This is a genomic window from Kitasatospora sp. LaBMicrA B282, assembly GCF_050325825.1.
Taxonomy (GTDB): Bacteria; Actinomycetota; Actinomycetes; order Streptomycetales; family Streptomycetaceae; genus Kitasatospora.
This window is the reverse complement of the sequence record NZ_JBNQTI010000065.1, coordinates 17,146-41,374: the sequence shown is the minus strand read 5'-3', so window position 1 is coordinate 41,374 and position 24,229 is coordinate 17,146. Positions and strand designations below refer to the sequence as shown.

Sequence of the window (24,229 nt, the reverse complement as noted above, 5' to 3'; positions counted from 1 at the left end):
ACGCTCTTCCGATCTCCCCCGCCGGGCCGGCCGCCGCCACTGCCCTCGCCCCCGCCGCGCTGGCGGCCGGCTACGCGGCCACCGCCGCCCGGCCGCTGCTGCACGCCGCGCTCAACCCCTCGCCGCAGCTCACCCAGCGCGCGGTGGGCGGCGGCATCCGGGCGATGATCCCGCTGCAGGCCGCCCTCGCCGCCCGGGCGGGTGCGCCGGTCACCGCGGCCGCGCTCACCGCTCTGGCGCCGCTGGCCCGCGCGCTGGCCCGGAAGGTCAGTCCGACATGAGCCTGCACCTGGGCTACGGCAGCAACGGGCTGACCGACCTGCGGCTGACCGACGCGCTCCACCTGCTGGCCGACCTCGGCTACGACGGCATCGGTCTGACGCTCGATCACATGCACCTCGACCCGCTGGCCGAGGACCTGAAGGCGCGCACCCGCCGGCTGGCCGGGCAGCTGGACCGACTCGGCCTGCAGGTCACCGTCGAGACCGGCGCCCGCTACGTGCTGGACCCGCGGCGCAAGCACGGCCCCTCGCTGCTGGACGCCGACCCCGAGGCCCGGGCCGCCCGCGCCCGGCTGCTGGTCACCGCGGTCGAGGTGGCGGCCGAGCTCGGCGCCCACGCGGTGCACTGCTTCAGCGGCGTCCGCCCGCCGGACACCGCGCCCGAGACCGCCTGGCAGCGGCTCGGCGAGGCGCTGCAGCCGGTGCTGAAGGCGGCCGAGCGGGCCGAGGTGCCGCTGGCGATCGAGCCCGAGCCCGGCCACCTGCTCGACGACCTGGCCGGCTTCCACCGGCTGCGCTCCCTGCTCGACGACCCGACCCGGCTCGGCCTCACCCTCGACATCGGCCACTGCCAGTGCCTGGAGGAGGCCTCGCCCGCCGACTGCGTGCGGGCCGCCGCGCCCTGGCTGCGGCACGTCCAGATCGAGGACATGCGCCGCGGCGTCCACGAACACCTGCCGTTCGGCGACGGCGAGATCGACTTCCCGCCGGTGCTGGCCGCACTCGGCGCCAGCGGCTACCAGGGCCTGACCGTCGTCGAACTGCCCCGCCACTCGCACGCCGGCCCCGAGCTGGCGGCGCGATCCCTGGAGTTCCTGCGAAACGGAGGCATCCGGTGACGACCCCCACGATTTCCCCGGCCGACCTGCGCGGCTCGCTCGAGGCGATGCTGACCCCGGTGGCCCGGGTCTGGCTCCAGACCGCCCTGGCCCAGGCCGAGCAGGCAGCGGCCGGGCACCCCGGCGGCGTGCCGGGCCGGTTCGCGGCCTGGGAGCTGCGCTTCGCCGAGGCCGGCCGGCGGGTCGGCGAGGACCTGGCCGACACCGTGCGCGCGCTGCTGCTGCACACCGCCGGCGCGGACGCCGCCACCGTGGTGCGGCTCTACCAGCAGGGCGCGGCCGGTGAGCGCCGGGCCGTGCTGCTGGCCCTGCCGCAGCTCGGGCTCGACCCGGCCGTCGGCCTGCCGCTGGTCCACGACGCGCTGCGCACCAACGACACCCGCCTGGTGGCCGCCGCGCTCGGCCGGTACGCCGCCGACTACCTGGACCCGCACGCCTGGCGGCACGCCGTGCTCAAGTGCCTGTTCACCGGCGTGCCGGTGAGCGCGGTCGCCGGGCTGGCCGAGCGCTCCCGCGGCGACGGCGAACTGGCCCGGATGCTCGCCGACTACGCGGCCGAGCGGACCGCGGCCGGCCGGCCGGTGCCCGACGACGTCCACCGCGTACTGGCCCTCACCCAGCCGTAGTCACCCCGCACCATCCGTGGCGGCCCGCAGCCGCCCCCGTACCCGCACCTCACGCACCACCCGGCGGCCCGCAGCCGCCCGCTCCACCGTCCACACCCACCCCGCAGTCACCCTGACGCCGCAGCAGGAGAGCTCGCATGCGCATCTTCGACCCGCACATCCACATGACCTCCCGCACCACCGACGACTACCAGGCCATGCACGCCGCCGGCGTGCGCGCCGTGGTCGAACCGGCCTTCTGGCTGGGCCAGCCGCGCACCTCGCCGGCCAGCTTCTACGACTACTTCGACGCGCTGCTCGGCTGGGAGCCGTTCCGCGCCGCGCAGTTCGGCATCGTCCACCACTGCACGTTGGCCCTCAACCCGAAGGAGGCCAACGACCCGCGCTGCATCGAGGTGCTGGAGGAGTTGCCGCGCTACCTGGTGAAGGACTCGGTGGTGGCGGTCGGCGAGATCGGCTACGACTCCATGACCCCCGCCGAGGACGTCGCCCTGACCACCCAGCTGCAGCTCGCCGCCGACCACGGCCTGCCCGCCCTGGTGCACACCCCGCACCGGGACAAGCTGACCGGCCTGCACCGCACCGTCGACGTGATCCGCGAATCGGCGCTGCCCACCGAGCGGGTGCTGCTCGACCACCTCAACGAGACCACGGTCAAGGCGGCCAAGGACGCCGGCTGCTGGCTCGGCTTCTCGGTCTACCCGGACACCAAGATGGACGAGGAGCGGATGGTCGCCATCCTGAAGGAGTACGGGCCGGAGAAGGTGCTGGTCAACTCGGCCGCGGACTGGGGCAGGAGCGACCCGCTGAAGACCCGCAAGACCGGCGAGGCGATGCTGCGCGCCGGCTTCACCGACGACGAGGTCGACCGGGTGCTGTGGCGCAACCCGGTGGCCTTCTACGGGCTCAGCGGTCGCCTGGACCTGGAGCGGGTGCAGCCGACCGGCTCGCTGCACGAGGGCAACTCGATCCTGCGCGGCGGCGAGTAACGATGCGCTTCAGCCACCCGGACGGTTCCACCGTCCACCTCGCCTACTGCACCAACGTGCACCCGGCGGAGAGCGCCGAAGGCGTGCTGGCCCAGCTGCGCGACCACTGCGAGCCGGTGCGCCGGCGGCTGGGGGTCGAGCGGCTGGGCGTGGGCCTGTGGCTGGCCGCGGACGCGGTGCGCGAGCTGACCGGCACGCCGGGGGCGGTGGCCGGGCTGCGCCGCGAGCTGGAGCGGCGCGGCCTGGAGGTGGTCACCCTCAACGGCTTCCCCTACCGGGGCTTCGGCGCCGAGGTGGTCAAGTACCGGGTCTACCAGCCCGACTGGACGCAGCCGCAGCGCGCGGCCCACACCCTCGAACTGGCCCGGCTGCTGGCCGAGCTGCTGCCGCAGGACGTCACCGAGGGCACCATCTCCACCCTGCCGCTGGCCTGGCGCACCCCCTTCGACGACACCGCAGCCGCCCTCGCCCGGGGCGCGCTGCGCACCCTGGCCGGGCAGCTGGACGACCTGGCCGAGCGCACCGGACGCTCGATCCGGATCGGCCTGGAGCCGGAGCCCGGCTGCGTCATCGAGACCACCGCCGACGCGATCGACCCGCTGACCCGGATCGGCTCGCCGCGGATCGGGATCTGCGTCGACACCTGCCACCTGGCCACCTCCTTCGAGGACCCGGTCGCCGCACTGGACCGGCTGGCCACCGCCGGGGTGCCGATCGCCAAGGCGCAGCTGTCCGCCGCCCTGCACGTCGAGGGGCCCGACCGGCCCGAGGTGCGCCGGGCGCTGGCCGAGTTCGCCGAGCCGCGCTTCCTGCACCAGACCCGCACCCGCACCGCCGCCGGCCTGCACGGCACCGACGACCTCGGCCAGGCCCTGACCGGCCGGCTGCCCACCGGCGCGCCCTGGCGGGTGCACGTCCACGTGCCGCTGCACGCCGCCCCCGAAGCACCGCTGGCCGGCACGCTGCCGGTGCTGCGCGCCACGCTGGCCGGCCTGGTCGGCGGCCCGACGGCGCGCACCCGGCACCTGGAGGTGGAGACCTACACCTGGCAGACCCTGCCGCCCGGGCTGCGCCCGCGCACCGACGCGCAGCTGGCCGACGGCATCGCCGCCGAGCTGGCGCTCGCCCGCGACCTGCTGCTCGACCTCGGCCTGAAGGAGCAGCCGTGACCGACCGCACCCCCACCCCGCTGCTGGTGCTGGACGTGGTGGGCCTGACCCCCGCGCTGCTGGCGCACATGCCCCGCCTGGGCGCCTTCGCCCGCGCCGGCTCGGCCGCGCCGCTGGGCACCGTGCTGCCCGCGGTGACCTGCTCCGCCCAGGCCACCTTCCTCACCGGCGCCACCCCGGCCGAGCACGGCGTGGTCGGCAACGGCTGGTACTTCCGCGAACTCGGCGAGGTGCTGCTGTGGCGCCAGCACAACGCGCTGGTGCAGGGCGACAAGCTGTGGGACGCGGCCCGGCGCGCCCACCCCGGCTACACGGTGGCCAACATCTGCTGGTGGTACGCGATGGGCGCCGACACCGACCTCACCGTCACCCCGCGCCCGGTCTACCGCGCGGACGGGCGCAAGGAGCCGGACTGCTACACCCGCCCGCCCGCGCTGCACGACGAACTGGTGGAGCTGCTCGGCCCCTTCCCGCTCTTCCAGTACTGGGGTCCGGGCGCGGGGCTGGCCTCCAGCCGCTGGATCGCCGAGGCCACCGCGCACGTGCTGCGCGCCCACGGCCCCGACCTGACGCTCTGCTACCTGCCGCACCTCGACTACGACCTGCAGCGCTTCGGCCCCGAGGACCCGCGCGCGCACCGCGCCGCCGCCGAGCTCGACCAGGTGATCGCGCCGCTGCTGGCGGAGGCCGAGCGGCTGGGGCGCACCGTGGTGGTGCTCTCCGAGTACGGCATCACCAAGGCCACCCGCCCGGTGGACATCAACCGGGCGCTGCGCCGGGCCGGGCTGCTGGAGGTGCACACCCAGGCCGGCATGGAGTACCTGGACCCCACCGCCTCGCGCGCCTTCGCCGTGGCCGACCACCAGATCGCCCACGTCTACGTGCGCCGCGCCGAGGACCTGGCGGCCACCCGGGCCGCGCTGGCCGACCTGCCCGGGCTGGACCTGCTGCTGGACGAGGCGGGCAAGAAGGAGCACGGCCTGGACCACCCGCGCTCGGGCGAGCTGGTCGCGGTCGCCGCCCCGGACGCCTGGTTCACCTACTACTACTGGCTCGACGACGCGCTGGCCCCCGACTTCGCGCAGCTGGTGGAGATCCACCGCAAGCCCGGCTACGACCCCGCCGAGCTCTTCCTGGACCCCGCCGACCCGTACGTGCGGGTGAAGGCGGCCACGGCGGTGGCCCGCAAGAAGCTCGGCCTGCGCTACCGGATGGCCGTCGTGCCGCTGGACCCCGCGCCGGTGCGCGGCAGCCACGGGCGGTTGCCCGAGCGCGACGAGGACGGGCCGGTGATCCTCTGCTCGACGCCCGGGGCGCTGCCCGAGCGGGTGGCGGCCACCGAGGTGAAGGCGCTGCTGCTCCGGCTGGCGGCGGCGGGCGAGCTGCCCGAGGACGACAACTCATGAACGGCACAACAGAACTGAGGAGCAGTCAGATGGGCGAGGCGAACCTGCGGGTGGCGCTGGTCGGTGCGGGCATCGGCGGGCTGGGCGCGGCGCTGGTGCTGCGCCGCGCCGGGCTGCAGGTCGAGGTGTACGAGCAGGCGGCGGAGCTCTCCGAGGTCGGCGCCGGCATCCACCTGGCGCCCAACGGCAGCCGGGTGCTGCACCGGCTGGGCCTGGAGCCGCGGCTGCGCGAGGTGGCGGCGCAGCCGCAGGCGCTGCAGGTGCGGCTGTGGGACCGCGGGGTCACGGTGGCCCGGCAGCCGATGGGCGCGGCCTGGGCGGCGGAGTTCGGCGCGCCGCACTACACGCTGCACCGCGCCGACCTGCACCGGATCCTGGCCGAGCAGGTGCCCGCCGAGAGCGTGCACCTGAACCACCGGTGCACCGGCTTCGCCGAGGACGAGCAGGGCGTGCGGATCGACTTCGCCGACGGCAGCAGCGCCCACGCCGACGTGCTGGTGGGCGCCGACGGCGTGCACTCGGTCATCCGGCAGGCCCTCGCCGGCAGCGAGCAGCCGCAGTTCGCCGGCACCGCGGCGCTGCGCGGCGTGGTGCCGGCCGAGCTGGTGCCCGAGCTGGCGGTCGAGGACATGTACGTGTGGACCGGGCCGAGCGCGCGGCTGCTGGTCTGCCCGGTGCAGGGTGGGCGGGGGCTGGCCTTCGTCGCGGTGGTGCCGGACTCCGGCGACCTGCGCGACTCCTGGAGCCGGCAGGGCGACCCGGCCGCGCTGGCGGCCGCCTTCGCCGACTGGGAGCCGACCGTGCGCACGCTGCTGGGCGCCGCCACCGAGGCCGGCCACTGGTCGTTGTACGACCGCGAGCCGCTGGCGCGGTGGAGCACCGGGCGCAGCACGCTGCTCGGCGACGCGGCGCACCCGATGCTGCCGCACTACGGGCAGGGCGCCAGCCAGGCGCTGGAGGACGCGGTGGCGCTGGCCGCCTGCCTGGGCGAGCGGACGGCCGGGCCCGCGGGGATCGCGGCCGCGCTGCGCCGCTACCAGGAGCTGCGGCTGGAGCACACCACCCGGGTGCGCGGCGAGGCGCTGACCGGGGGCTCCCAGCGGCTGGGCGGGCGCAAGGAGGGGGAGATGTCCGCGATGGTGGAGGACATCGCCTGGGTGCAGCGCTACGACGTCGAGCAGGCGCTGGCGCCGGCCGCGGCGCGGTAGCGAAGCCCTGGGGTGGGGGGGGGGGGGGGGGGGGGGGGGGGGGGGGGGGGGGGGGGGGGGGGGGGGGGGGGGGGGGGGGGGGGGGGGGGGGGGGGGGGGGGGGGGGGGGGGGGGGGGACGTCCCACCGCCGGCGCGCCACCACCCCAGGTGGTCTCGTCAGCTCCAGGTGGTGCCGGCCGGCTCCTGGATGGTGGCGTTGATCCGGTTGAAGAAGTTGGTGGTGGCGACCATCAGGACGATCGCGGCCAGCTGCTTCTCGTCGAAGAAGCTCGCGGCCTCGTCCCACACCTCGTCCGGCACCGCCTGGCCGGAGCGGTCGGCCAGCCGGGTGGCCGCCTCGGTCAGCGCGAGGGCGGCACGCTCCTCGTCGGTGTAGAACGGCGCCTCGCGCCAGGCGGCGAGCTGGTGCAGCCGCTCGTCGGTCTCGCCGACCTTCTTGGCGCTGGCCACGCCGGAGTGGACGCAGGCGCTGCAGCCGTTGATCTGGCTGGCCCGCAGGTGCACCAGCTCCATGGTCAGCTCGGGCACACCTCCCTGGTACATGGCCTTGTAGATGTTCTGGATCCCCTTCATGGCGTCGGGCAGCACCATCGCGGGGTTGGTCATGCGAGCGTTCACGGTTCTCTCCTCCACATCGCAGGGATCGCGGTGCGTCTTGCGTCCCGAGCGTTCAACGTCCGACGCCGCACTGACGAAATGGGGCGCCGGGATGTGACGGCGTGGCCGCTGTGACCGGTGTGGCGTGCACCACGCTTTCCCGAGGTCGGCGGCCGCGGGGTGTCCGAGTGGCTCCAGCGGGCCGCAAGTGATGGTCCGGAACTGGTCGAGAGGAACCCGTGAAGCTCGGAGGCGTCAGTTCGAGCTGTCATCGACAAGACGTCATAAGGGGTTCGATGCCCGTGGAAACAAACGCTTCGTCGGCTGAGCCGTCCGGGCGGGCCCTGCGGATTGCCACACGCAGCCGCGCCGACAACTGGAAGAAGCCGCCCCGCCGAATCGAGAAGTCCGAGTGCATCACCTGCGACACCTGCCTGCGTAGCTGCCCGGCGGAGTTCGGGGCGATCTTCGACCGTGGCCTCGACGTGGTGATCATCCCGGAGCTGTGCTCCGGCTGCCCGTCCTGCGTCCTGGAGTGCCCGGTCGACTGCATCTACGTCGACGAGGACTGGACGCCCACCGACGAATCGATGTGGAACCACATCGAACTCACCGCGGAAGGTGCCGCATGACCGCGCCCGCCGAGCACGGCACCTCGCGCCGCGAGAGCAACGCCCGCAAGCGCCAGAGTCGCCGTCCCAGTCGCCTGGGCACGCCGGCCGGCGTGACCCCGAAGCCGGACCGGGTGACCGAGGAGGACGCCGGCTTCCCGGGCCTGCTGGCCCGGGTCTGGCGCACCGCCGGTCAGGCCCCGGACCTGGGCACCGCCCTGGAGGTGCTGCTCACCCTGGACGGCCACGTGCCGGCCGAGGTGCAGCTGGGCGGCCTGCGCACCGCGGACTCCGCCGCGCTGGCCGTGGTGGCCGGGCTCACCTGGCAGGACGACACCGTCGCCAGAGCGGAGGCCGCGCCCGTCGACCCCGAGGCGCGCACCGCCTTCCTGGGCGAGGTCGGGCTGACCGCCGGCGGCCGGGTGGTCGTCCGGGTGCCCTCGCAGGCCCCGCTCGCCACCCAGCACAAGCTGGTCGCCGGCGTGCTGCGGATGCCGTGGACCGAGCAGCACCTGCAGGCCTACCACCGCGAGGTGGCCCGGGCCCGCGAGCGGTTCGCCGAGTCCGCCGCCGACAGCCGCGCCTGGCTGGCGGCCCAGGGTGCCGAGGGCCGCGACGCGCTGCTGGCCCAGCTGACCGAGGCCGCCCAGCGCACCGCCCCGTTCATCCTGTACATGGACGACAAGCAGTACACGAACTTCCGTGACACCAACACGGTCACCGGCAAGACCCTGTGGCCGGGCCACCCGGACTGCGCGCTGAGCAGCCTGGTCGGCCTGCCGCTGGAGCTCTGGTCGGACCACGACGTGCTCATGGTGGTCGGCATCAGCCTGCTGATCCGCTCGGCCGGCTTCGGCCGGATCGAGGAGGCCAACGGCTCCCAGCTGACCCTGGACAACGTGGCCCGGCTGCTGGAGCGCACCCGCCGCAACTACAACGAGGCGCTCGGCGCGGAGCGGATCCCGGCCCTGGCCGAGGCGTCGGTCGCCGAGTTGATGGCGCTGGCCGCCGCGCTCTCGGCGAACCGGCCCGAGGTGATGCGCACGGTCCAGCTCTACCGCGAGATCCACGGCGCCCTGATCCACAAGGTGGAGAAGGTCGCCGCCCCGTACGGCGAGGTCGCCACCGCCCTCGACCGGGCCGCCACCGACCGGCTGACGGCCGCGCTGCCGCTGGTCGGCGACTCGCTGGCCGAGCTGCGGCTCGCCCCGGACGCCGACGCGTCCTGGCTGGCCCGCCCGCACGGCGGGTTCGACACCGGCCTGGAGGCCGTGGTGTACGAGGCGGTCGCCGCCTCGACCGCGGTGCTGAAGGCCGACTTCTCGATGAGCCGCGGCCTGCGCTCGCTGCCCGAGCTGATCGCGGCGCTGCGCGGCGAGCAGTGGGACGAGATCACCACCTGGCCGATCACCCGGTTCTTCTGCTGCGTGGTCCCCGCCCAGGAGGCCAAGCGGCACTTCGGCGACTCGGTCGCCGCGCTGGCCGACACGGCGTGGGCGATGTCCTCGCGGATGCAGTACAACTCCTGGCACTTCATCGCCGGGAACCTGCCGCGCACCGCCGCGGTGCTGGACCGCGACCACTTCGTGCCGCCGACCATCCCCGACATCGCCCACTTCTCCGACCAGCACCACCACGGGCACGTCAACAACCTGGTCCGGTTCACCATCCGCAGCCCGCACGCCGTGCAGTTGGTCGGCCGCTCGTTCAACGGCTTCATGGACCTGCGGGTGCTGCGCTGCGCCGGCACCCCGTTCACCGAGCAGGAGATGCTCGTCGGCCACCAGATCTCGGCCTTCATCGCCCGGCTGACCGGCCAGGCGGCCGTGCTGGCCGAGCAGGGCGAGCAGTTCGAGGTCACCTCGTTCGACTCCGGCTGGCACTGGCAGGCCATCACCGGCACCCCGGTGTCGGCGGCCCAGGCCACCCGGGCGACCGACCACTGAGCCACCCCCGACACCGGTCCGTCCCGGGCGCGCGGATCACGCCCGGGGCGGACCGGCGGGTGCGGACACCTCGGCGGTCGGGACCGGCGCTCCCGCCGGGCAGGGCAGCCACCGTCCCGCCCGGCACCCACCCCCTCGCCGAAAGGACCCCCATGTTTTCCAGGTCGTGGTCGACCCCCGCCGCGGAGGGCAGCGTCGGGACCGAGTCGTTCGTCGCCGACCACCGGCTGTGGGGCCAGGACCGGCTCGCGGCCGCCGAGCGGATCGAGGCCGCCCTGGACGGGGTGGACTTCGTGCGCCTCGCCTTCGGCGACCCGCACGGCCTGGTCCGTTCCAAGACGCTGACCGCACGCACCTTCCGCGGCGTGCTGCGCAACGGCATGAACTTCAGCCCCGGCCCGTTCCTGAAGGACACCGCCTGCACCACCGCGGTGGACTACCGCGGCGAGCACGGCATCGGCGTCGACGAGATCGCGGGCCTGGGCAACTTCGTGGTGGTCCCCGACCCGCTGACCTTCCAGCAGCTGCCCGGCGAGGGCCCGCGCACCGCCTGGGTGATCGGCGACGAGTACCTGCGCGACGGCACCCCGCACCCGCTCTCCTCGCGCGGCGTGCTGCACCGGGTTCTGGCCGACTACGCCGAGCGCGGCCTGAGCCCGGTGCTGGGCCTGGAGGTCGAGTGGTACCTCAGCCGCCGGCTCGACGACGACCCGGGCAACCAGGGCAACGGCTTCGGCCGGCAGGGACCGGCGCCGCGGGTGGCGGCGATGAACGCCGGCTACCAGTTCAACCTGGACTGCGCCTACGACACGGTGGCCCACCTGACCGACCCGCTGGGCCTGGCGCTGCTCGAGCTCGGCCTGCCGCTGCGCTCGATGGAGCACGAGATGGGCCCCGGGCAGGTGGAGACCACCTTCGACCCGATGTCCGCACTGGACACCGCAGACGCGATGCTGCTCTTCCGCGCCTTCACCAAGCAGTGGTGCGCCCGCCGCGGCCACCACGCCTCGTTCATGTCGCAGCCGCTGATCGAGGGCGCCGACCCCAGCGGCTGGCACCTGAACCAGTCCCTGGTGGAGAGCGCCACCGGGCGCAACGTGTTCAGCGCCGAGGGCCTGTCGGCGGGTCTGTCGCCCAACAGCAAGGCCTACGCCGACGGCCTGCAGTCCTGGCTGCGCGACCTGTTCCTGCTCTCGGTGCCCACCGTCAACGGCTACCAGCGCCTGGGCACCCAGCACGCGCTGTCGCCCACCCGGGTGGGGCTGAGCCTGGAGGACCGCACCGCGATGCTGCGGGTGGTGGGCAGCGGGGCCGGGGCGCGGATCGAGAACCGGATCGGCGAGCCGAGCGCCAACCCCTACCTGAACATCGCCGCCCAGCTCTTCGCCGGCCTGCAGGGTCTGCAGGGCCTGGAGCGGGCCACGGCCGCCGGCGCACCGGCAGCGGAGTCGGCCACCGGCGAGGAGACCGTGCCGCAGTCGCTGCGCGAGGCCCTGGAGGCCTTCCGCGCCGGGCGCGCCGCCCAGCTGCTCGGCGCACCGCTGGCCGCCTGCCTGGCCAAGCTCAAGGAGAGCGAGGTGCGCCGCTACGAGGCCTGGGCGCTGCACACCGCTCCGGCGCCCGGGCAGGTCACCGAGTGGGAGCAGCGCGAGTACTTCGCGAACTTCTGACCGGACTTCAGCCAAGTCCCAGGCCACCGCACAGAGTTAGGGCTCCTGATGATTCCTCGCTTCACCCTCCCCGAGATGGCGGACCTGTTCTCCGACGAGACCCGGTACGCCACCTACGTCCGCGTCGAGATCCTCGCCACCGAGGCGCAGGTGCGGCTCGGCCGGGTGCCCGCGGCGGTCCTCGACGACATGCGCCAGGCCAAGGTGCCCTCCCCCGCCCGGGTGCTGGAGATCCAGCAGGAGCGCGACCACGAGGTGCTCTCCTTCCTGACCGCCTACTGCGAGTCCATGCCGGAGTCCTCGGCCCGCTGGGTGCACCTGGGCATGACCAGCTACGACCTGGTGGACACCGCGCTCGGCCACACCCTGGCGCAGGCCACCGACCTGCTGAGCGGCGCCGTGCGCTCGCTGCGCAACGTGCTGATCGACCGGGCCTTCGAGCACTGGGACACCGTGATCGTCGGCCGCACCCACGGGGTGCACGCCGAGCCCACCACCTTCGGCCACAAGCTGGGCGGCTTCGCCTTCGCCATCGAGCGCTCGCTGCGCCGGCTGGCCGCGGCCCGCGAGGCGGTCGCGGTGGGCACCATCTCCGGCTCGGTGGGCACCTACGCGCTGATCGACCCGGCCGTCGAGGAGTACGTCTGCGAGCAGCTGGGCCTGGGCGTGGAGCCCTCGCCGACCCAGGTGGTCGCCCGCGACCGGCACGCCCAGCTGCTGCAGGCGGTGGCCGCGCTCGGCGCCTGCGTCGAGCAGATCGGGCTGGAGCTGCGGCTGCTGCAGCGCACCGAGGTGCGCGAGGTGGAGGAGCAGCGCACCGCCGCCTACCAGGGCTCCAGCGCCATGCCGCACAAGGCCAACCCGACCGGCAGCGAGCTGCTGTGCGGGCTGGCCCGGCTGCTGCGCGGCTACGCCAACACCGGGCTGGAGAACGTGGCGCTGTGGCACGAGCGCGACCTGGCCCACCAGGCGGTGGAGAAGGTGGTGCTGCCCGACGCGCTGACGGTGGCGCACTTCCAGGCGGTCAAGGCGGCCAAGCTGGTGGAGGGCCTGACGGTCTACCCGGAGCGGATGCGCGAGGGCATCTCCTACACCCGCGGGCTGGTCTACAGCTCCACGGTGCTGGTCGACCTGCTGGAGAGCGGCATGGAGCGCGACCAGGCCTACCGCGCGGTGCAGGCGGCGGCCCGCAGCACCGTCGAGCACGGCGAGGACTTCGGCGCGGCGCTGCGCGCGCAGGGGGTCGAGGCGGCCCGCTGCACCCCCGAGGACTTCCTGGCCAACCACCACGTCATCCACGAGCGGCTGGAGCAGCTGCGTGACCTGGCGAACTGAGCGGGCGGCCACCGCCTGGCCACCCGACGTCCCATCCACCGCGCCGGCCGGCGCGCCCACCAACGGAGAGTGACATGAGCTGGTCCGAGAAGATCGCCGCCACCCTGGAGAACGAGTACGTCCGGCTGACCCCGATCGCCGAGGCGGACCGCGAGGGCGTGCGCGCCGTGGCGCTGGACCCGGAGATCTGGCGGTACTTCACGGTCGTGGTCGGCGACGACGCCGACTTCGAGGCCTTCTTCGACTCCAACCTGGCCGAGCACGCGGCCGGCCGCCGCGCCGTCTTCGTGATCACCGACAAGGCGAGCGGCCGGATCGCCGGCAGCATGAGCCTGCTCAGCCTGGCCGAGAAGGACCGCCGGCTGGAGATCGGCGCCTCCTGGCTGGGCCACGACTTCCGCGGCAAGGGCATCAACCACTGGGCCAAGCAGCTGCTGCTGACCCACGCCTTCGAGACGCTGGCGGCCGAGCGGGTCGAGTTCAAGACCGACGTGCTCAACCAGCAGGCGCGCAAGGGGCTGCGCAACATCGGCGCCACCGAGGAGGGCACCCTGCGCAGCTTCAACTACATGCCGGGCGGCCGCCGCCGCGACGCCGTCTTCTACAGCGTGCTGCGCGCCGAGTGGCAGGCGGTGAGCGCGGCCCTGGCGGCCGGACCCAAGAAGGCGGCCGTCTCGGCATGATAGTCGCTCACATCCAGGCCGCCGGTACTCCGCGTGAGCTGGGCCGCGCCCACGGGGCGGCCCTCGCCGTCCGGCTGCGCGCCTTCCTGGACGACGGGCTGGCCCGGCTGAACCACCTGACCGACGACCCGCTCACCCTCGACGAGCTGCGCTCCTCGATCGCCGAGTACCGCAGCGAGATCACCGCCGTGGTGCCCGACCTGGCCGAGGAGGTGGCGGGGCTCGCCGAGGGCGCCGGCATCACCGAGGAGGAGGCCTGGCTGCTCCAGCTGCGCCGGGAGATGATGGGCCGTCGCCTGGTCCCGACCGGCGGCGACTGCACCTCCTACGCCCGCACCGGGCCGGGCACCCGGCCGGTGCTGGCCCAGACCGTGGACCTGGCCGCCGACCTGGACTCCCACATCGCGGTGCTGCAGCTGGCCAGGACCGGTTCGCCGCGGCGGGTGGCGGTGCTCAGCTTCCACGGCCTGCTCGGCTTCCTGGGCATGAACAGCGACGGGCTGGCGATCGGGGTCAACCTGGTCACCGACGGCCTGTGGCGCCCGGGGGTCACCCCGTACCTGGCGATCCGCCACCTGCTGGACCGGGCCGGCAGCGTGACCGAGGCGCTGGAGCTGCTGGCCGGGCTGACCCTGTCCAGCTCCCGCAACATGCTGCTGTGCGACCCGGAGCGGACCGTCTTCGCCGAGCTGTGCCGCAACGAGCTGCGGGTGACCGAGCCGGCCGGGGGCAGCGCCGCCCACACCAACCACTACCTGCACCGGGACTTCGTGCCCTTCGACCGGCAGTCGCTGTTCGACCGGGTCTCCTCGGACGACCGGCTGTGGGCCATCACCGAGGGCATGGCCGAGATCGACCCGCAGGCCCGGGCCGAGGAGTACTTCGACGTGCTGTCGCGCCCGCCGGTGTGCATCTCGGACCGCGGCGAGTACCGGGTGGAGCGGACCGTGGCCGCGGCCGTGCTGCGGCCCGCGGAACGGAAGCTGCACCTGCGGCCGGGCAACCCCAACCACTCGGGGACCCGGGTGTACACGGTGTAGTGGTGGGTGCTCGACCGCCGGCCGGTGTCGTGACGGGTGCTCGAACGCCGGCCGGTGTTGTGACGGGTGCTCGACCGCCGGCCTTCGAACGCTGGAGCGGCCTTCGACACGCTGTATCAGGACTCCACCGCGGATCGGTAGCGTCGGCGCGGGAGGCGGCCCGGACCGGACCGGCGCCGCGTCCGGGCCGCGCCCCGCTAGCCACCGGCGCGCCCACGGGCCGTGCAGGACCCCCGGGGGAGGCATGAGTCAGGTGCAGGTGCAGGAACTGCTCGAACCCCACCCGTCAGTCCCCGCCCCGCTGCGTCCGCTGCGGGAGGCCCCGCCGCGCGAGAGCCTGTTCGCGCCCGTCGGACGCCCGGCGCCGACGGTGCCCGGGCGGCGCATCCTGGTGGTGGACGGGGAGGCCGGGGACGGCCTGGTCACCCAGCTGCGCCGGCACGGCCACGACTCGGTCGGCGTCCGGCGGGGCAGCGCGGCGCTGCAGGCGTACGAGACCGCCGACCTGGTGCTGCTCGACCTCGAACTGCCTGACCTGGACGGCCTGGAGGTGTGCCGGCTGATCCGCTCGGTCAGCCGGGTACCGCTGATCATCGTCACCGGCCGCCAGTCCGAGATCGACTGCGTGCTGGGCCTGCAGGCGGGCGCCGACGACTACGTCACCAAGCCCTACGGGATCCGGGAGCTGATGGCCCGGATCGAGGCGGTGCTGCGCCGCGCCCAGTGGACGCCGCCGGCGGTGCCCGCCCGGGAGATCCGGCGCGGGCGGCTGCGGATCGACGCCAACTCCCGCGAGGTGACGGTGGACGGCGTGTCGGTGCCGCTCACCCGCAAGGAGTTCGACCTGCTCTGCCTGCTCGCCCAGCACCCGGACACCGTGATCCCGCGCAAGCAGCTGCTCCAGCAGGTCTGGGGCGACTCCTGGTCGCGGCGCACGGTCGACACCCACGTCAGCAGCGTGCGGGGCAAGTTGGGCGACAGCGGGTGGATCGTGACCGTGCGGGGCGTGGGCTTCAAGCTCGGCAGCTGCTGAGCCGCCCGCCCGCGCCCGCGCCCCCCGGTGGGGCCGTGGGGCGCTCGGGCCTGCCCGCGGGTCGGGCTCGGTTCCTCCAGCGGAGGCCGAGCAGTGGTTGAGCGCCGGGCACGACGGTGGCGGAACCAGCATGACTCTCGGGGAGCCTTCCCCTTCTCCTGAGCGGAGTGGCTTGTGGGCAGCGGACGAATCGAAGTGTGCCTGGTCGGGGCCGGACCGCGCGGGCTCTCCGTGCTGGAACGGATCTGCGCCCAGGAACGCAAGGCGCCTCGCTGGGAGCAGCTCACCGTGCACGTGGTGGAGCCGGACCCGCCGGGCTCGGGCCGGGTCTGGCGGCCCACGCAGTCCCGGCACCTGCTGATGAACACCGTCGCCTCCCAGGTGACGGTGTACACCGACGCCAGCGTCAGCATCGCCGGTCCGCTGGAGGAGGGCCCGAGCCTGTACCAGTGGGCCAAGGCGCTCGGCCCGAGCGCGCTGAGCCCCGGCGCCGGGTCCGCCTACGACGACGAGACCCTCGCCGAGGCCCGCGACCTGGGCCCCGACACCTACCCCACCCGCGCCCTCTACGGCGAGTACCTCACCTGGGTGTTCCGACAGGTGACCGCCAACGCGGCCGCGCACACCACCGTGCGGGTGCACCCGGTGCGGGCCGTGGCGGTGCAGGACGAGGAGGGCCCCGGCGGGGCGCAGCGGGTGCTGCTGGAGGACGGCGGCGAGCTGGGCGGGCTCAGTGCCGTGGTGCTGGCGCAGGGTCACGTGCAGGTGCGGCTCACCGACACCGAGCGCGAGCTGACCGCCTTCGCCGCCCGGCACGGCCTGACCTACCTGCCGCCCGCCAACCCGGCCGACGTGGACCTGACGGGCGTGGCGCCCGGCGAGACGGTGCTGCTGCGCGGGCTGGGCCTGAACTTCTTCGACTACATGTCGCTCTTCACGCACGCGCGCGGCGGGGTCTTCGAGCGGGTCGACGGCCGGCTGGTCTACCGCCCCTCGGGCCGCGAGCCGCGCCTGTACGCCGGCTCCCGCCGCGGGGTGCCCTACCAGGCCCGCGGGGAGAACGAGAAGGGCGCCCACGGGCGCCACCAGCCGCGGCTGCTCACCGTCGAGCACGCGGCCCAGCTGCGCGACCGGGCCCGCGGCGGGGAGCCGATCTCCTTCGGCACCGAGCTGTGGCCGCTGGTCTCCAAGGAAGTGCGCACGGTCTACTACGAGGCGCTGCTGGCCGGGCGCACCGGCGCGCAGCAGGCCGCCGAGTTCGCCGCCGCCTTCCTGGCCGCCGAGCCCGGCGAGCCGGAGGAGCGGCTGCTGGCCGAGGCCGGCATCGGCGCCGACGAGCACTGGGACTGGGAGCAGATCGCCCGCCCCTTCGGCCGACGCGAGTTCGCCGGCCTGGCGGACTTCCGCGGCTGGCTGCGCGACTACCTGGTCGAGGACCTGCACCGGGCCCGCCAGGGCAACGTCAGCGGCCCGGTCAAGGCCGCCCTGGACGTGCTGCGCGACCTGCGCAACGAGCTGCGGATCGCGATCGACAACGGCGGCCTGGACGCCGACTCGCACCGCGACGAGCTGGACCGCTGGTACACCCCGCTCAACGCCTTCCTGTCGATCGGACCGCCGGCCTCCCGGATCGAGGAGATGATCGCGCTGATCGACGCGGGCGTCCTGGACGTCACCGGGCCGGGCGTGCGGATCGCCGCCGACCCGGAGGGCCCGGACGGCGCCTGCTTCACCGCCGGGTCGCGCGAGATCCGGGACCTGCGGGTGCATGCCACGGTGCTGATCGAGGCGCGGCTGCCGGAGATCGACGTGCGCCGCACCAGCGACCCGCTGATGAGCGGGCTGCTGGCCGGCGGGCAGGCCCGCCCCTACCTGATCCGCGGTGCGGACGGCGGCAGTTACGAGACCGGCGGCCTGGCGGTCGCCGAGCGGCCCTACCACCTGCTGGACGCCCAGGGCGTGCCGCACCCGCGGCGCTTCGCGTACGGGGTGCCCACCGAGTCCGTGCACTGGGTGACCGCGGCCGGCATCCGGCCGGGCGTCGGCTCGGTGACGCTGGAGGACTCCGACGCGATCGCGGCGGCGGTGCTGGCGCTGCCCGACCCGGCCGCGCACGTCGCGGCGGCGGTCGGCTCGGCAGTCGGCTCGGCAGTCGGCTCGGCAGTCGGCTCAGTGGTCGGCTCGGCGGTCGGCTCGGCGGTCGGCTCCACGGGAGCGGGAGCGGGCAGGTGAGCAGGGCGGTGGCCGCCCGGCGGGTGAGCAGCACGGTGCCGGCCGTGCCCGGTGACCCGCTGCGCTGGTGGGCGCTGGTGGTCATCGCCGTCGCCCAGCTGACGGTCCTGCTGGACACCACCATCGTGAACATCGCGCTGCCCTCCGCCCAGCAGGCCCTGGGCCTGACCGACGGCAACCGGCAGTGGGTGGTCACCGCGTACGCGCTCGCCTTCGGCGGGCTGCTGCTGCTCGGCGGCCGGGTGGTCGACATGGTCGGCCGCAAACGCTCCTTCCTGCTCGGGCTGGTCGGCTTCGCCGCCGCCTCGGCGGTGGGCGGCGCAGCCGGCGGCCCCGCCGTCCTGCTGGGCGCCCGCGCCGTGCAGGGGGCCTTCGCCGCGCTGCTGGCCCCGGCCTCGCTGGCGCTGCTGGTCACCACGTTCACCGAACCGCGCGAGCGCGGGCGGGCCTTCGGGGTGATCGGCACGGTCTCCGGGGTGGGCGCGGCCGGCGGGCTGATCCTGGGCGGGCTGCTCACCGAGTACCTCGACTGGCGCTGGTGCATGTACGTCAACGTGCCGATCGCGCTGGCCGCGGCCGCCGCCGGCCTGTGGGTGCTGCGCGAGGGCGACGGGCGGCGCGGCAGCCGGCTCGACCTGCTCGGCGCGCTGCTGGGCTGCGGCGGGCTGACCGCACTGGTGCTGGGCTTCGGCCGGGCCGAGGGACACGGCTGGGGCAGCGCCTCGGTGGTGGGCGCGCTGGCCGGCGGGGTGGTGCTGCTCTGGCTCTTCGTGCTGCGCCAGCGGCGGGCCGCGCACCCGCTGGTGCCGCTGCACGTGGTGGCCGACCGGGACCGGGCCGGCGCCCTGGTGGTGGCCGGGCTCGCCCCGGTCGCCACCTTCGGCCTGCTGCTCTTCCTGACCTACTACCTGCAGGTGGCGCGCGGCTTCTCGGCGGTGGCCGCCGGGCTGGCGCTGCTGCCGCTGACGGTGGGGATGACCACCGGCGTCAACCTGGCGGTGCGGCTCGGCACCCGCGGGGTGCCGCCGTTCCGGGTGGTCGCCTGCGCCCTGCTCCTCGGCAGCGGCGGCGTGGCCCTGCTGGCCCGCACCGACACCGGCTCCTCCTACCCGGCGCAGGTGCTGCCGGCGATGCTGCTGGCCGGGATCGGGCTCGGCGCCACCGGCATGACCGCGATGGCCACCGCCACCAGCCGGGTGGCGCCGGCCGACTCCGGCACGGCCTCGGCGCTGTTCACCACCGCCCAGCAGATCGGCGCCTCGGTCGGCACCTCGGTCATCAACACCGTGGCGGCCAGCGCCGCGGCCGGGCACCTGGTCCACCTCGCGGGGCCGGCGGCCCGGGCGGACGCCACCGTGTACGGCTTCACGGTCGCGCTGTGGGGCGTGGTCGGGCTGCTGGGCCTGAGCGCGGTGGTCACGGCGGTGCTGCTCGGGCGGCCGGTGCGACGGGCCACCGGCCTCTCCGACCGGGGCGCGGCGCCCCTGGACACCCGGGCCTGACGCACCGCCAGGCCGTGACCCGTGACCCGTGACTCGTCACTTGGAAGGACGTACCCCGATGACCAGACCAGTGGTCGCCATGATGGCCGACACGGCCGTGCTCAACTACACCATCTGGCGGGACCAGCCGATCACCTACCTGCCGTCGGCCTACTTCGAGAAGGTCGTCGACGCCGGCGGTTCCCCGGTTCTGGTTGCGCCCGAACCCGCGGCCGTCGAGGCCATCGTGGGGCGGGTCGACGCGCTGCTGCTCTCCGGCGGCCAGGACATCGCGCCCGCGCGCTACGGCGCCGAGCCCGGCCCGCACACGCTGCCGGTCTCCGCGGCCCGGGACGAGACCGAGCTGCTCGCCCTGGCGGTGGCCGAGCGGCGCGGCATCCCGATCCTGGGCATCTGCCGTGGACTGCAGCTGCTGTCGATCAGCCGCGGTGGCACCCTCTTCGAGCACCTTCCCGAGCACTCGCCGGCGATCCCCGGCCAGTACGACCCGCAGAAGATCCGGATCGAGGCCGGCTCGGTGCTCGGCACCGCGATGGGCACCTCGGCCACCGTGCACTGCCACCACCACCAGGGCATCGACAAGTTGGGTGCCGGCCTGGTGGCCAGCGCCTGGGCCGAGGACGGCGTGGTCGAGGCCGCCGAGGACCCGACGGCGCGTTTCGTGGTGGGCCTGCAGGCGCACGCGGAGCTCGGCGAGGACACGGTGCCGTTGTTCCGCGCCTTCGTGAACGCGGCGCGGGGCTGAGCAGGAGGCGGTGACCGGGGCGGCCACTCCCGCAGGAGCTGACGCGGCCGAACTGCGGACCGTACCGGCCGCGGAGCGGGGCGCGCACTCCTGCGGGGGGCGCGCGGGGGTGAGCATGCTCCTTAAAGCCTTTCGGCAGGGTGGTACCCGGGTCGCCACCTCCAGGTCCTTGGTGCTGTGGCTGTATCAGTGCAGGTCAGCAGGGGTGACCAGGCGACGGTTGCGGTCCGATGGGTGAGGTCGTGGGTCAGCTTGCTCGGGGGCAGGGGCTCTTTACGGGGTGTACCGCGTCAACCCGCGGATCGCCTTCAAGGGCACCCAGGACGAGTGGCACGAGGCGCTCGGTGAGGTGCCCGACACCGTGCCGGCGGTCCTCCTGCCCAGCTACCGGCGCCGGCCGCCGCGCAGCGGGCGCGGTGGCCTGGCGGCTACCGGCTGAGCGGCGCCGGCCGTGACCGCTGGCGCGCTCCGGCGGTCACGGTCGGCGGTGACGTCCGGGGCCCTTGCGGAGGAGCGGCACCGGGGTGTCCTCCTGCGGGGCTGCCGGAGTGGCACCCCGGCGCACGATCAGCGGGTAGGCCTCGGCGTAGCTCGTGGTGACTGCCACGGGTTGCCAGGTGCGGCCGTCCCACTCGACCACCAGCTGTGCGGAGTTCTCGAAGAGGGGCCTGTGCAGGCTCAGGGTGAGGGGGAGCGAGTCTCGCGTACCGGCGGGGCGCTTGCGGTCCGCGCGGGCGGCGTACCACAGGGACAGCGGGTCGTCGTCGGGATCGAGCACGTCGGGTCCTCTCGCGCGGCGGCGCTTCGAGCCTACCGGCCGGCTGCGCAGGGCAGATGCTCGTGTGGTTCGTCGGCCCGCTGTGTCAGCTGCTGATGCCAAGGACGGCACCCTGTTGCTTCAGATCCCAGTGCGGCCCGTAGCCCGTGGAACCTGGTGGCGTCAGGTAGACGTTCGCGGTGACCGGATGGCCGAGTTCGGCCGACAACACCGCCCGCTGGTACGAGGACCTGCCGTCGAGACCGACCACATCGTCGTCGTCACCGTCACCGAGGACTGACGGTCCGCCAGGTGTACCGGCTGCCGCCCCAGGGCCCATCGCCGCACCGATCACCTGATCCGCCCCCACCCCCCAAGGGGCCCGTACCTGAGTTGCCGGGGTGCGGACCCCTTCACCATGTCGAACGCTTGTCCAATATGCACGTCAGGACCCAAAAGCCTGGCGTGGAACGGTAGTTGTCAGTGGCAGGTGCTGTAATCGACGGTTGTGCGGGGAGCACTCGACAACCCTCCTGGGGGAGCCATGACCAAGACCGTTCATGTTCGCGGCCACCGCCGGGCCGACGGCACGTACGTGCGGGCCCACACCCGGAAGGTCAACGGCGGGACCGCCACAGGTGGCTGTCCCGCCACCGCCTCGAGCGGCCCCATGACCGTTCCGGTCCGCAGCCACACCCGGACCGACGGTACGTACGTGCGGGCCCACACCCGGCAGATCAGCGGCACGACGGTCGCTGCCGCCGGCGGTGGTGGTGGCGCGGCCCTGCTGATCCTCCTGCTGCTGTTCGGCGGTGGGAGCCACGCCTCCGGCAGCACCGGTCAGAATCCGAGCCCGGCACCCACCAGCACCGCCCATGGTGTGCGGGGCGGCGCCGCCCAGACCCCGTAGGCCCCTTCCGAGCGCACGACCACCCAGCAGGCCCGGACCGTCCGCACGGTCCGGGCCTGCCGTTTGCGCTGGTCGACACGGGCGAGCGCTACCGTGCCGGTATGACGATCACAGGGGAGGACCAGGACCCACGAGGCCACGTGTTGCTGCTCGCGGCAGCCCCTCACCGCAGCCGCCGGCGCCTGCTCGACCCCGAACTGGGCTCCACGGCGATGGCGAACGTGCCTGCCCGCCGCCTGCTGCCCACCTGGCACGGGCCAACCGACGTGGTCCAACTCGTCGACCCCGCCGAACCTCAGGCCGTTCTTGCCCGCCTGCAGACGGCCGCCGCCGCCCGCGGCCCGCTACTGCTGTACATCTGCGGCCAGCTCATCCGCGACCACCGCCAGCGCCAGGTGCACCTCGCCCTCGCCCGCACCACCGAGACCACGATCCGCTACACCGCCCTGCCCTGGGCCTGGATCGCCCGCGAACTCGCCTCCCGCCCACCCGGCATGACCACTGTGATCCTCGACCTGGTCGCCGACCCCTCGTGCCTGCCGATGCGCGACGGCGACCTCGCCCTCCCCACCACCGTCGCCTGGTGGGGCGCGGTCGCCCCGCCGGTCAAGCGCGGCCCGTGGCAGGCCCCCGCCTACACCCGGGCCCTGGCCGAACTGCTGCGCAGCGCCCCCGCCCGCCAGCACCTGGCCCACCTGCACCCGCTCGCCGCCGGCCAATCCCACCTCGAGCGCGGCACCGTACTCCTGGCCCCCACCGAGCCGGCCGCACCCGCCCTGCCCCGCTCTCCGAGGGCCCCCGAGCTCGCCACCCCGGCGCCGGCGCCGCTGCCGGCCGTGGCGAACGGTTCGCCGGTCATCGACCTGCGGCCCGCGATCGCCCGGGCCCTGGGCGCCGGGCACCATCACAGCGCCGCCGAACTCGCCGCCCAGTGGGAACGCGCGGTGCTGCGCGCCAGTGGGGCCGCCTCCCCGCAGATGGGCGACGTCCTCGAGGTCCAGGCAACCGTCGCAGCAGCCGGCGGCGCCGCGGTACGGGCCGCCGAGCGGTGGATAGCCACCGCCGAGCACCGCCTGACGTGGACCGGGTCCGGCGAGCCGGCGGTGCGACTGGCCGGACGCAACGCACTGGCCTGCTGGCAGGCACTGGACGACGACGAACCCCACCTGGACGAACTGGGCGGCCGGCTGAGCGCCCTCCTGCGCGCCATCGGCCAGCCGGGCGCCGCCACCAACGTCGAGGCCAGGCTCGATGCTCTGCACGGCCAACCCGGTTACCTTCCGCCGGCCGCGTTCCGCTGACCGCTACAGACCGACCAAGGCGTGGGCCGAAGGCACTCGGGTAGCGGAGTCGGGCGGACCTCAGGCCGCAGCCAACCGGGGCCGCTCGCCGGTGGGCAGGTGGTGGTCGTCGAGCAGCCAGGCCAGGCAGGCCGGCCCGCGCAGCGCGGCATCCAGGACCTGCAGCTGCCCGTCGGCGGCCAGGCGCTGCCAGGCCCGGTCGGACAGCGGCGGCAGGTCCGCGCGAGTCTGCTCGGCCGCGAGCTCGGCGTCGGTACGGTTCCCGGCGCCCGGCAGAAGGGTCGAGCGCTGCCCGCGGGTAAAGGTCACCGGGGCACGGTGGGCGGGGGTCGCCCATCCCGGTCAGCCCGACCCGGCCGGCTCGGCCGGTCTCACCGTCGATGACCGGCCGCAAGGAGCAGGCGAAGGCGGGACGGCCCAAGCTCCGGGTGGTTTGATCGAGCATCACCGAACATATGCTGTTCGATATATTGCTGGGTTTGGAAGCCTGTTGACCTGCGGCGATGTCCATCGCCGACGATGGCTGCATACCTGTTCACAGTCGCCCCACCATCCCCCACTCCCCCCACAACGCGGGAGCGCCGCCGACCAGGGCGGGACCACCTGCGTGGTTCCGCCTGGTGGGCGGCGCGCTCGGGAGTGGGGGATGGTGCGCGTGCGGCGACCGGTCGCGAACCGGTCGCCCGGTGGGTCAGGCGGAGGGCCAGCGCTCCAGGTTGGTGTAGGCCGGCACCCAGATGTTGTTGTACAGGCCCTTCACCGGGTCCGGCAGCGGGCGCAGCACGGTCGCGGCGGCGGCCTCGGAGGCGCCGTCCAGCATCCACGGCAGGAAGCGCGGGGTGTCGTCGCCGACCCGGGCGGTGTGCGCCTGGCCGAAGCCGATCAGCATCGGCATGGTGGCCACCGAGTCGACGAGCGGCAGCGCGGCCTCCTCCTCGTGCTTGAAGTGGCCGGTCAGGTTGGTCACCAGGGCGTCGACCAGGGCGCCGATCTCGCCGGCCTTGGCGTCGGCCACCGCGGCGTCGATGCTGTCCAGCAGCGGGTCGATGGTGGCGTGCTCGGCCTCCATCTCGTCGACCAGCGCGAGGTCGTCCGGACGCTCGGCCAGGGCCTCGCGCACCTGCGGCCACAGCGCCTCGTCCTCGGCGCCGTGGTGGACGTGCAGGAACTTCTTGAACATCTCCCAGCCGGCGGCGTTGGCCAGCACCTGGCGCGGGTCGTCCGTGGTCTTGGCCGTGACCTTGGCCAGCAGCTCCAGCTCGCGGCGGAGCGCGTCGTGGATCACGAACATGGTGGTGAAGTCGTGCTTGAAGGTCGTGCTCATGGGTTCTCCCTCAATCCCTAGGGC

At 74.3% G+C, this 24,229-nt stretch carries 23 protein-coding genes and 1 pseudogene; 20 read left to right on the top strand and 4 right to left on the bottom strand.

Features of this window, described 5'->3' with window-relative positions; all coding sequences use genetic code 11:
• The 7 genes and pseudogenes from ACQRUO_RS19680 to ACQRUO_RS19650 all read left to right on the top strand — a co-directional run.
• Window positions 1–281, top strand: a pseudogene (locus tag ACQRUO_RS19680) (SCO3242 family prenyltransferase); the annotation flags it as partial.
• Window positions 278–1,120, top strand: coding sequence for a sugar phosphate isomerase/epimerase family protein (locus tag ACQRUO_RS19675; protein ID WP_428317282.1), 843 nt, complete (start codon window positions 278–280; stop codon window positions 1,118–1,120). The pseudogene ACQRUO_RS19680 and the gene ACQRUO_RS19675, both read left to right, overlap by 4 nt.
• A 47-nt stretch (window positions 1,121–1,167) precedes the next feature.
• On the top strand, window positions 1,168–1,746 hold the full coding sequence (locus tag ACQRUO_RS19670; RefSeq protein WP_428317283.1) for an EboA domain-containing protein: 579 nt from the start codon (window positions 1,168–1,170) through the stop codon (window positions 1,744–1,746).
• A 137-nt stretch (window positions 1,747–1,883) separates the two neighbouring features.
• Complete coding sequence (locus ACQRUO_RS19665) at window positions 1,884–2,735, top strand: TatD family hydrolase (RefSeq protein ID WP_428317281.1); 852 nt, start codon at window positions 1,884–1,886, stop codon at window positions 2,733–2,735.
• A 2-nt stretch (window positions 2,736–2,737) separates the two neighbouring features.
• Entirely contained in the window at window positions 2,738–3,904 is a 1,167-nt protein-coding gene (gene eboE / locus ACQRUO_RS19660; protein WP_428317280.1) for a metabolite traffic protein EboE, read from the top strand.
• Complete coding sequence (locus tag ACQRUO_RS19655) at window positions 3,901–5,310, top strand: alkaline phosphatase family protein (RefSeq protein WP_428317279.1); 1,410 nt, start codon at window positions 3,901–3,903, stop codon at window positions 5,308–5,310. Before eboE ends, ACQRUO_RS19655 begins: the two co-directional genes overlap by 4 nt.
• A gap of 29 nt (window positions 5,311–5,339) precedes the next feature.
• Window positions 5,340–6,518 carry an FAD-dependent monooxygenase gene (locus ACQRUO_RS19650; RefSeq protein WP_428317278.1) on the top strand — a complete coding sequence of 393 codons (1,179 nt, stop codon included), beginning with the start codon at window positions 5,340–5,342 and terminating at the stop codon, window positions 6,516–6,518.
• Between the two features lie 157 nt (window positions 6,519–6,675).
• Here ACQRUO_RS19650 and ACQRUO_RS19645 read toward each other — a convergent pair whose 3' ends face one another.
• Window positions 6,676–7,137 carry a carboxymuconolactone decarboxylase family protein gene (locus ACQRUO_RS19645; protein WP_428317277.1) on the bottom strand — a complete coding sequence of 154 codons (462 nt, stop codon included), beginning with the start codon at window positions 7,135–7,137 and terminating at the stop codon, window positions 6,676–6,678.
• Between the two features lie 275 nt (window positions 7,138–7,412).
• Between ACQRUO_RS19645 and ACQRUO_RS19640 the strand changes: the two genes are divergently transcribed.
• The 11 genes from ACQRUO_RS19640 (at window position 7,413) to ACQRUO_RS19590 (ending at window position 20,352) form a co-directional block, all read left to right on the top strand.
• A complete protein-coding gene (locus ACQRUO_RS19640) occupies window positions 7,413–7,748 on the top strand; it encodes a 4Fe-4S dicluster-binding protein (protein ID WP_428317276.1) in 336 nt (111 codons plus the stop codon).
• Window positions 7,745–9,673 carry a hypothetical protein gene (locus tag ACQRUO_RS19635; protein ID WP_428317275.1) on the top strand — a complete coding sequence of 643 codons (1,929 nt, stop codon included), beginning with the start codon at window positions 7,745–7,747 and terminating at the stop codon, window positions 9,671–9,673. The genes ACQRUO_RS19640 and ACQRUO_RS19635 overlap by 4 nt, the downstream gene beginning before the upstream one ends.
• Before the next feature lie 152 nt (window positions 9,674–9,825).
• Window positions 9,826–11,343: a glutamine synthetase gene (locus ACQRUO_RS19630; protein WP_428317274.1), complete on the top strand. Its 1,518-nt coding sequence runs from the start codon at window positions 9,826–9,828 to the stop codon at window positions 11,341–11,343.
• Window positions 11,344–11,391: 48 nt separating this feature from the next.
• The gene (purB, locus tag ACQRUO_RS19625) at window positions 11,392–12,678 is read left to right on the top strand and encodes an adenylosuccinate lyase (protein ID WP_428317273.1); all 1,287 of its coding nucleotides are present in this window, start codon (window positions 11,392–11,394) and stop codon (window positions 12,676–12,678) included.
• A 74-nt stretch (window positions 12,679–12,752) separates the two neighbouring features.
• Window positions 12,753–13,361: a GNAT family N-acetyltransferase gene (locus tag ACQRUO_RS19620; RefSeq protein WP_428317272.1), complete on the top strand. Its 609-nt coding sequence runs from the start codon at window positions 12,753–12,755 to the stop codon at window positions 13,359–13,361.
• On the top strand, window positions 13,358–14,401 hold the full coding sequence (locus ACQRUO_RS19615; RefSeq protein WP_428317271.1) for a C45 family autoproteolytic acyltransferase/hydolase: 1,044 nt from the start codon (window positions 13,358–13,360) through the stop codon (window positions 14,399–14,401). The genes ACQRUO_RS19620 and ACQRUO_RS19615 overlap by 4 nt, the downstream gene beginning before the upstream one ends.
• A gap of 244 nt (window positions 14,402–14,645) precedes the next feature.
• Entirely contained in the window at window positions 14,646–15,434 is a 789-nt protein-coding gene (locus tag ACQRUO_RS19610) for a response regulator transcription factor (protein WP_428317270.1), read from the top strand.
• Window positions 15,435–15,608: 174 nt separating this feature from the next.
• The gene (locus ACQRUO_RS19605) at window positions 15,609–17,666 is read left to right on the top strand and encodes an FAD/NAD(P)-binding protein (protein WP_428317269.1); all 2,058 of its coding nucleotides are present in this window, start codon (window positions 15,609–15,611) and stop codon (window positions 17,664–17,666) included.
• A complete protein-coding gene (locus ACQRUO_RS19600; protein WP_428317268.1) occupies window positions 17,663–19,168 on the top strand; it encodes an MFS transporter in 1,506 nt (501 codons plus the stop codon). The genes ACQRUO_RS19605 and ACQRUO_RS19600 overlap by 4 nt, the downstream gene beginning before the upstream one ends.
• A 58-nt stretch (window positions 19,169–19,226) precedes the next feature.
• Window positions 19,227–19,913 carry a gamma-glutamyl-gamma-aminobutyrate hydrolase family protein gene (locus ACQRUO_RS19595; protein ID WP_428317267.1) on the top strand — a complete coding sequence of 229 codons (687 nt, stop codon included), beginning with the start codon at window positions 19,227–19,229 and terminating at the stop codon, window positions 19,911–19,913.
• A gap of 280 nt (window positions 19,914–20,193) precedes the next feature.
• On the top strand, window positions 20,194–20,352 hold the full coding sequence (locus tag ACQRUO_RS19590; protein WP_428317266.1) for a hypothetical protein: 159 nt from the start codon (window positions 20,194–20,196) through the stop codon (window positions 20,350–20,352).
• A 36-nt stretch (window positions 20,353–20,388) separates the two neighbouring features.
• On the opposite strand, the gene ACQRUO_RS19585 is transcribed toward ACQRUO_RS19590, so the two are convergent.
• On the bottom strand, window positions 20,389–20,691 hold the full coding sequence (locus ACQRUO_RS19585; protein WP_428317265.1) for a DUF6087 family protein: 303 nt from the start codon (window positions 20,689–20,691) through the stop codon (window positions 20,389–20,391).
• A gap of 523 nt (window positions 20,692–21,214) precedes the next feature.
• Between ACQRUO_RS19585 and ACQRUO_RS19580 the strand changes: the two genes are divergently transcribed.
• Window positions 21,215–21,580, top strand: coding sequence for a hypothetical protein (locus ACQRUO_RS19580; protein ID WP_428317264.1), 366 nt, complete (start codon window positions 21,215–21,217; stop codon window positions 21,578–21,580).
• Window positions 21,581–21,681: 101 nt separating this feature from the next.
• Entirely contained in the window at window positions 21,682–22,881 is a 1,200-nt protein-coding gene (locus ACQRUO_RS19575) for a hypothetical protein (RefSeq protein ID WP_428317263.1), read from the top strand.
• A gap of 60 nt (window positions 22,882–22,941) precedes the next feature.
• On the opposite strand, the gene ACQRUO_RS19570 is transcribed toward ACQRUO_RS19575, so the two are convergent.
• A complete protein-coding gene (locus ACQRUO_RS19570) occupies window positions 22,942–23,190 on the bottom strand; it encodes a hypothetical protein (protein ID WP_428317262.1) in 249 nt (82 codons plus the stop codon).
• 382 nt (window positions 23,191–23,572) lie between these two features.
• Window positions 23,573–24,205: a hemerythrin domain-containing protein gene (locus ACQRUO_RS19565; protein WP_428317261.1), complete on the bottom strand. Its 633-nt coding sequence runs from the start codon at window positions 24,203–24,205 to the stop codon at window positions 23,573–23,575.
• Window positions 24,206–24,229: the final 24 nt, after the last annotated feature.

What these genes read in the sequence shown, in the direction of transcription:
- ACQRUO_RS19575 (WP_428317263.1), top strand. Translation starts at nt 21,682, where the DNA reads ATGACGATCACAGGGGAGGACCAGGACCCACGAGGCCACGTGTTGCTG.
- ACQRUO_RS19670 (WP_428317283.1), top strand. Translation starts at nt 1,168, where the DNA reads ATGCTGACCCCGGTGGCCCGGGTCTGGCTCCAGACCGCCCTGGCCCAG.
- ACQRUO_RS19595 (WP_428317267.1), top strand. Translation starts at nt 19,227, where the DNA reads ATGACCAGACCAGTGGTCGCCATGATGGCCGACACGGCCGTGCTCAAC.
- ACQRUO_RS19620 (WP_428317272.1), top strand. Translation starts at nt 12,753, where the DNA reads ATGAGCTGGTCCGAGAAGATCGCCGCCACCCTGGAGAACGAGTACGTC.
- ACQRUO_RS19565 (WP_428317261.1), bottom strand. Translation starts at nt 24,205, where the DNA reads ATGAGCACGACCTTCAAGCACGACTTCACCACCATGTTCGTGATCCAC.
- purB (WP_428317273.1), top strand. Translation starts at nt 11,392, where the DNA reads ATGATTCCTCGCTTCACCCTCCCCGAGATGGCGGACCTGTTCTCCGAC.
- ACQRUO_RS19610 (WP_428317270.1), top strand. Translation starts at nt 14,646, where the DNA reads ATGAGTCAGGTGCAGGTGCAGGAACTGCTCGAACCCCACCCGTCAGTC.
- ACQRUO_RS19615 (WP_428317271.1), top strand. Translation starts at nt 13,358, where the DNA reads ATGATAGTCGCTCACATCCAGGCCGCCGGTACTCCGCGTGAGCTGGGC.
- ACQRUO_RS19580 (WP_428317264.1), top strand. Translation starts at nt 21,215, where the DNA reads ATGACCAAGACCGTTCATGTTCGCGGCCACCGCCGGGCCGACGGCACG.
- ACQRUO_RS19635 (WP_428317275.1), top strand. Translation starts at nt 7,745, where the DNA reads ATGACCGCGCCCGCCGAGCACGGCACCTCGCGCCGCGAGAGCAACGCC.
- ACQRUO_RS19640 (WP_428317276.1), top strand. Translation starts at nt 7,413, where the DNA reads ATGCCCGTGGAAACAAACGCTTCGTCGGCTGAGCCGTCCGGGCGGGCC.
- ACQRUO_RS19630 (WP_428317274.1), top strand. Translation starts at nt 9,826, where the DNA reads ATGTTTTCCAGGTCGTGGTCGACCCCCGCCGCGGAGGGCAGCGTCGGG.
- eboE (WP_428317280.1), top strand. Translation starts at nt 2,738, where the DNA reads ATGCGCTTCAGCCACCCGGACGGTTCCACCGTCCACCTCGCCTACTGC.
- ACQRUO_RS19650 (WP_428317278.1), top strand. Translation starts at nt 5,340, where the DNA reads ATGGGCGAGGCGAACCTGCGGGTGGCGCTGGTCGGTGCGGGCATCGGC.
- ACQRUO_RS19665 (WP_428317281.1), top strand. Translation starts at nt 1,884, where the DNA reads ATGCGCATCTTCGACCCGCACATCCACATGACCTCCCGCACCACCGAC.
- ACQRUO_RS19675 (WP_428317282.1), top strand. Translation starts at nt 278, where the DNA reads ATGAGCCTGCACCTGGGCTACGGCAGCAACGGGCTGACCGACCTGCGG.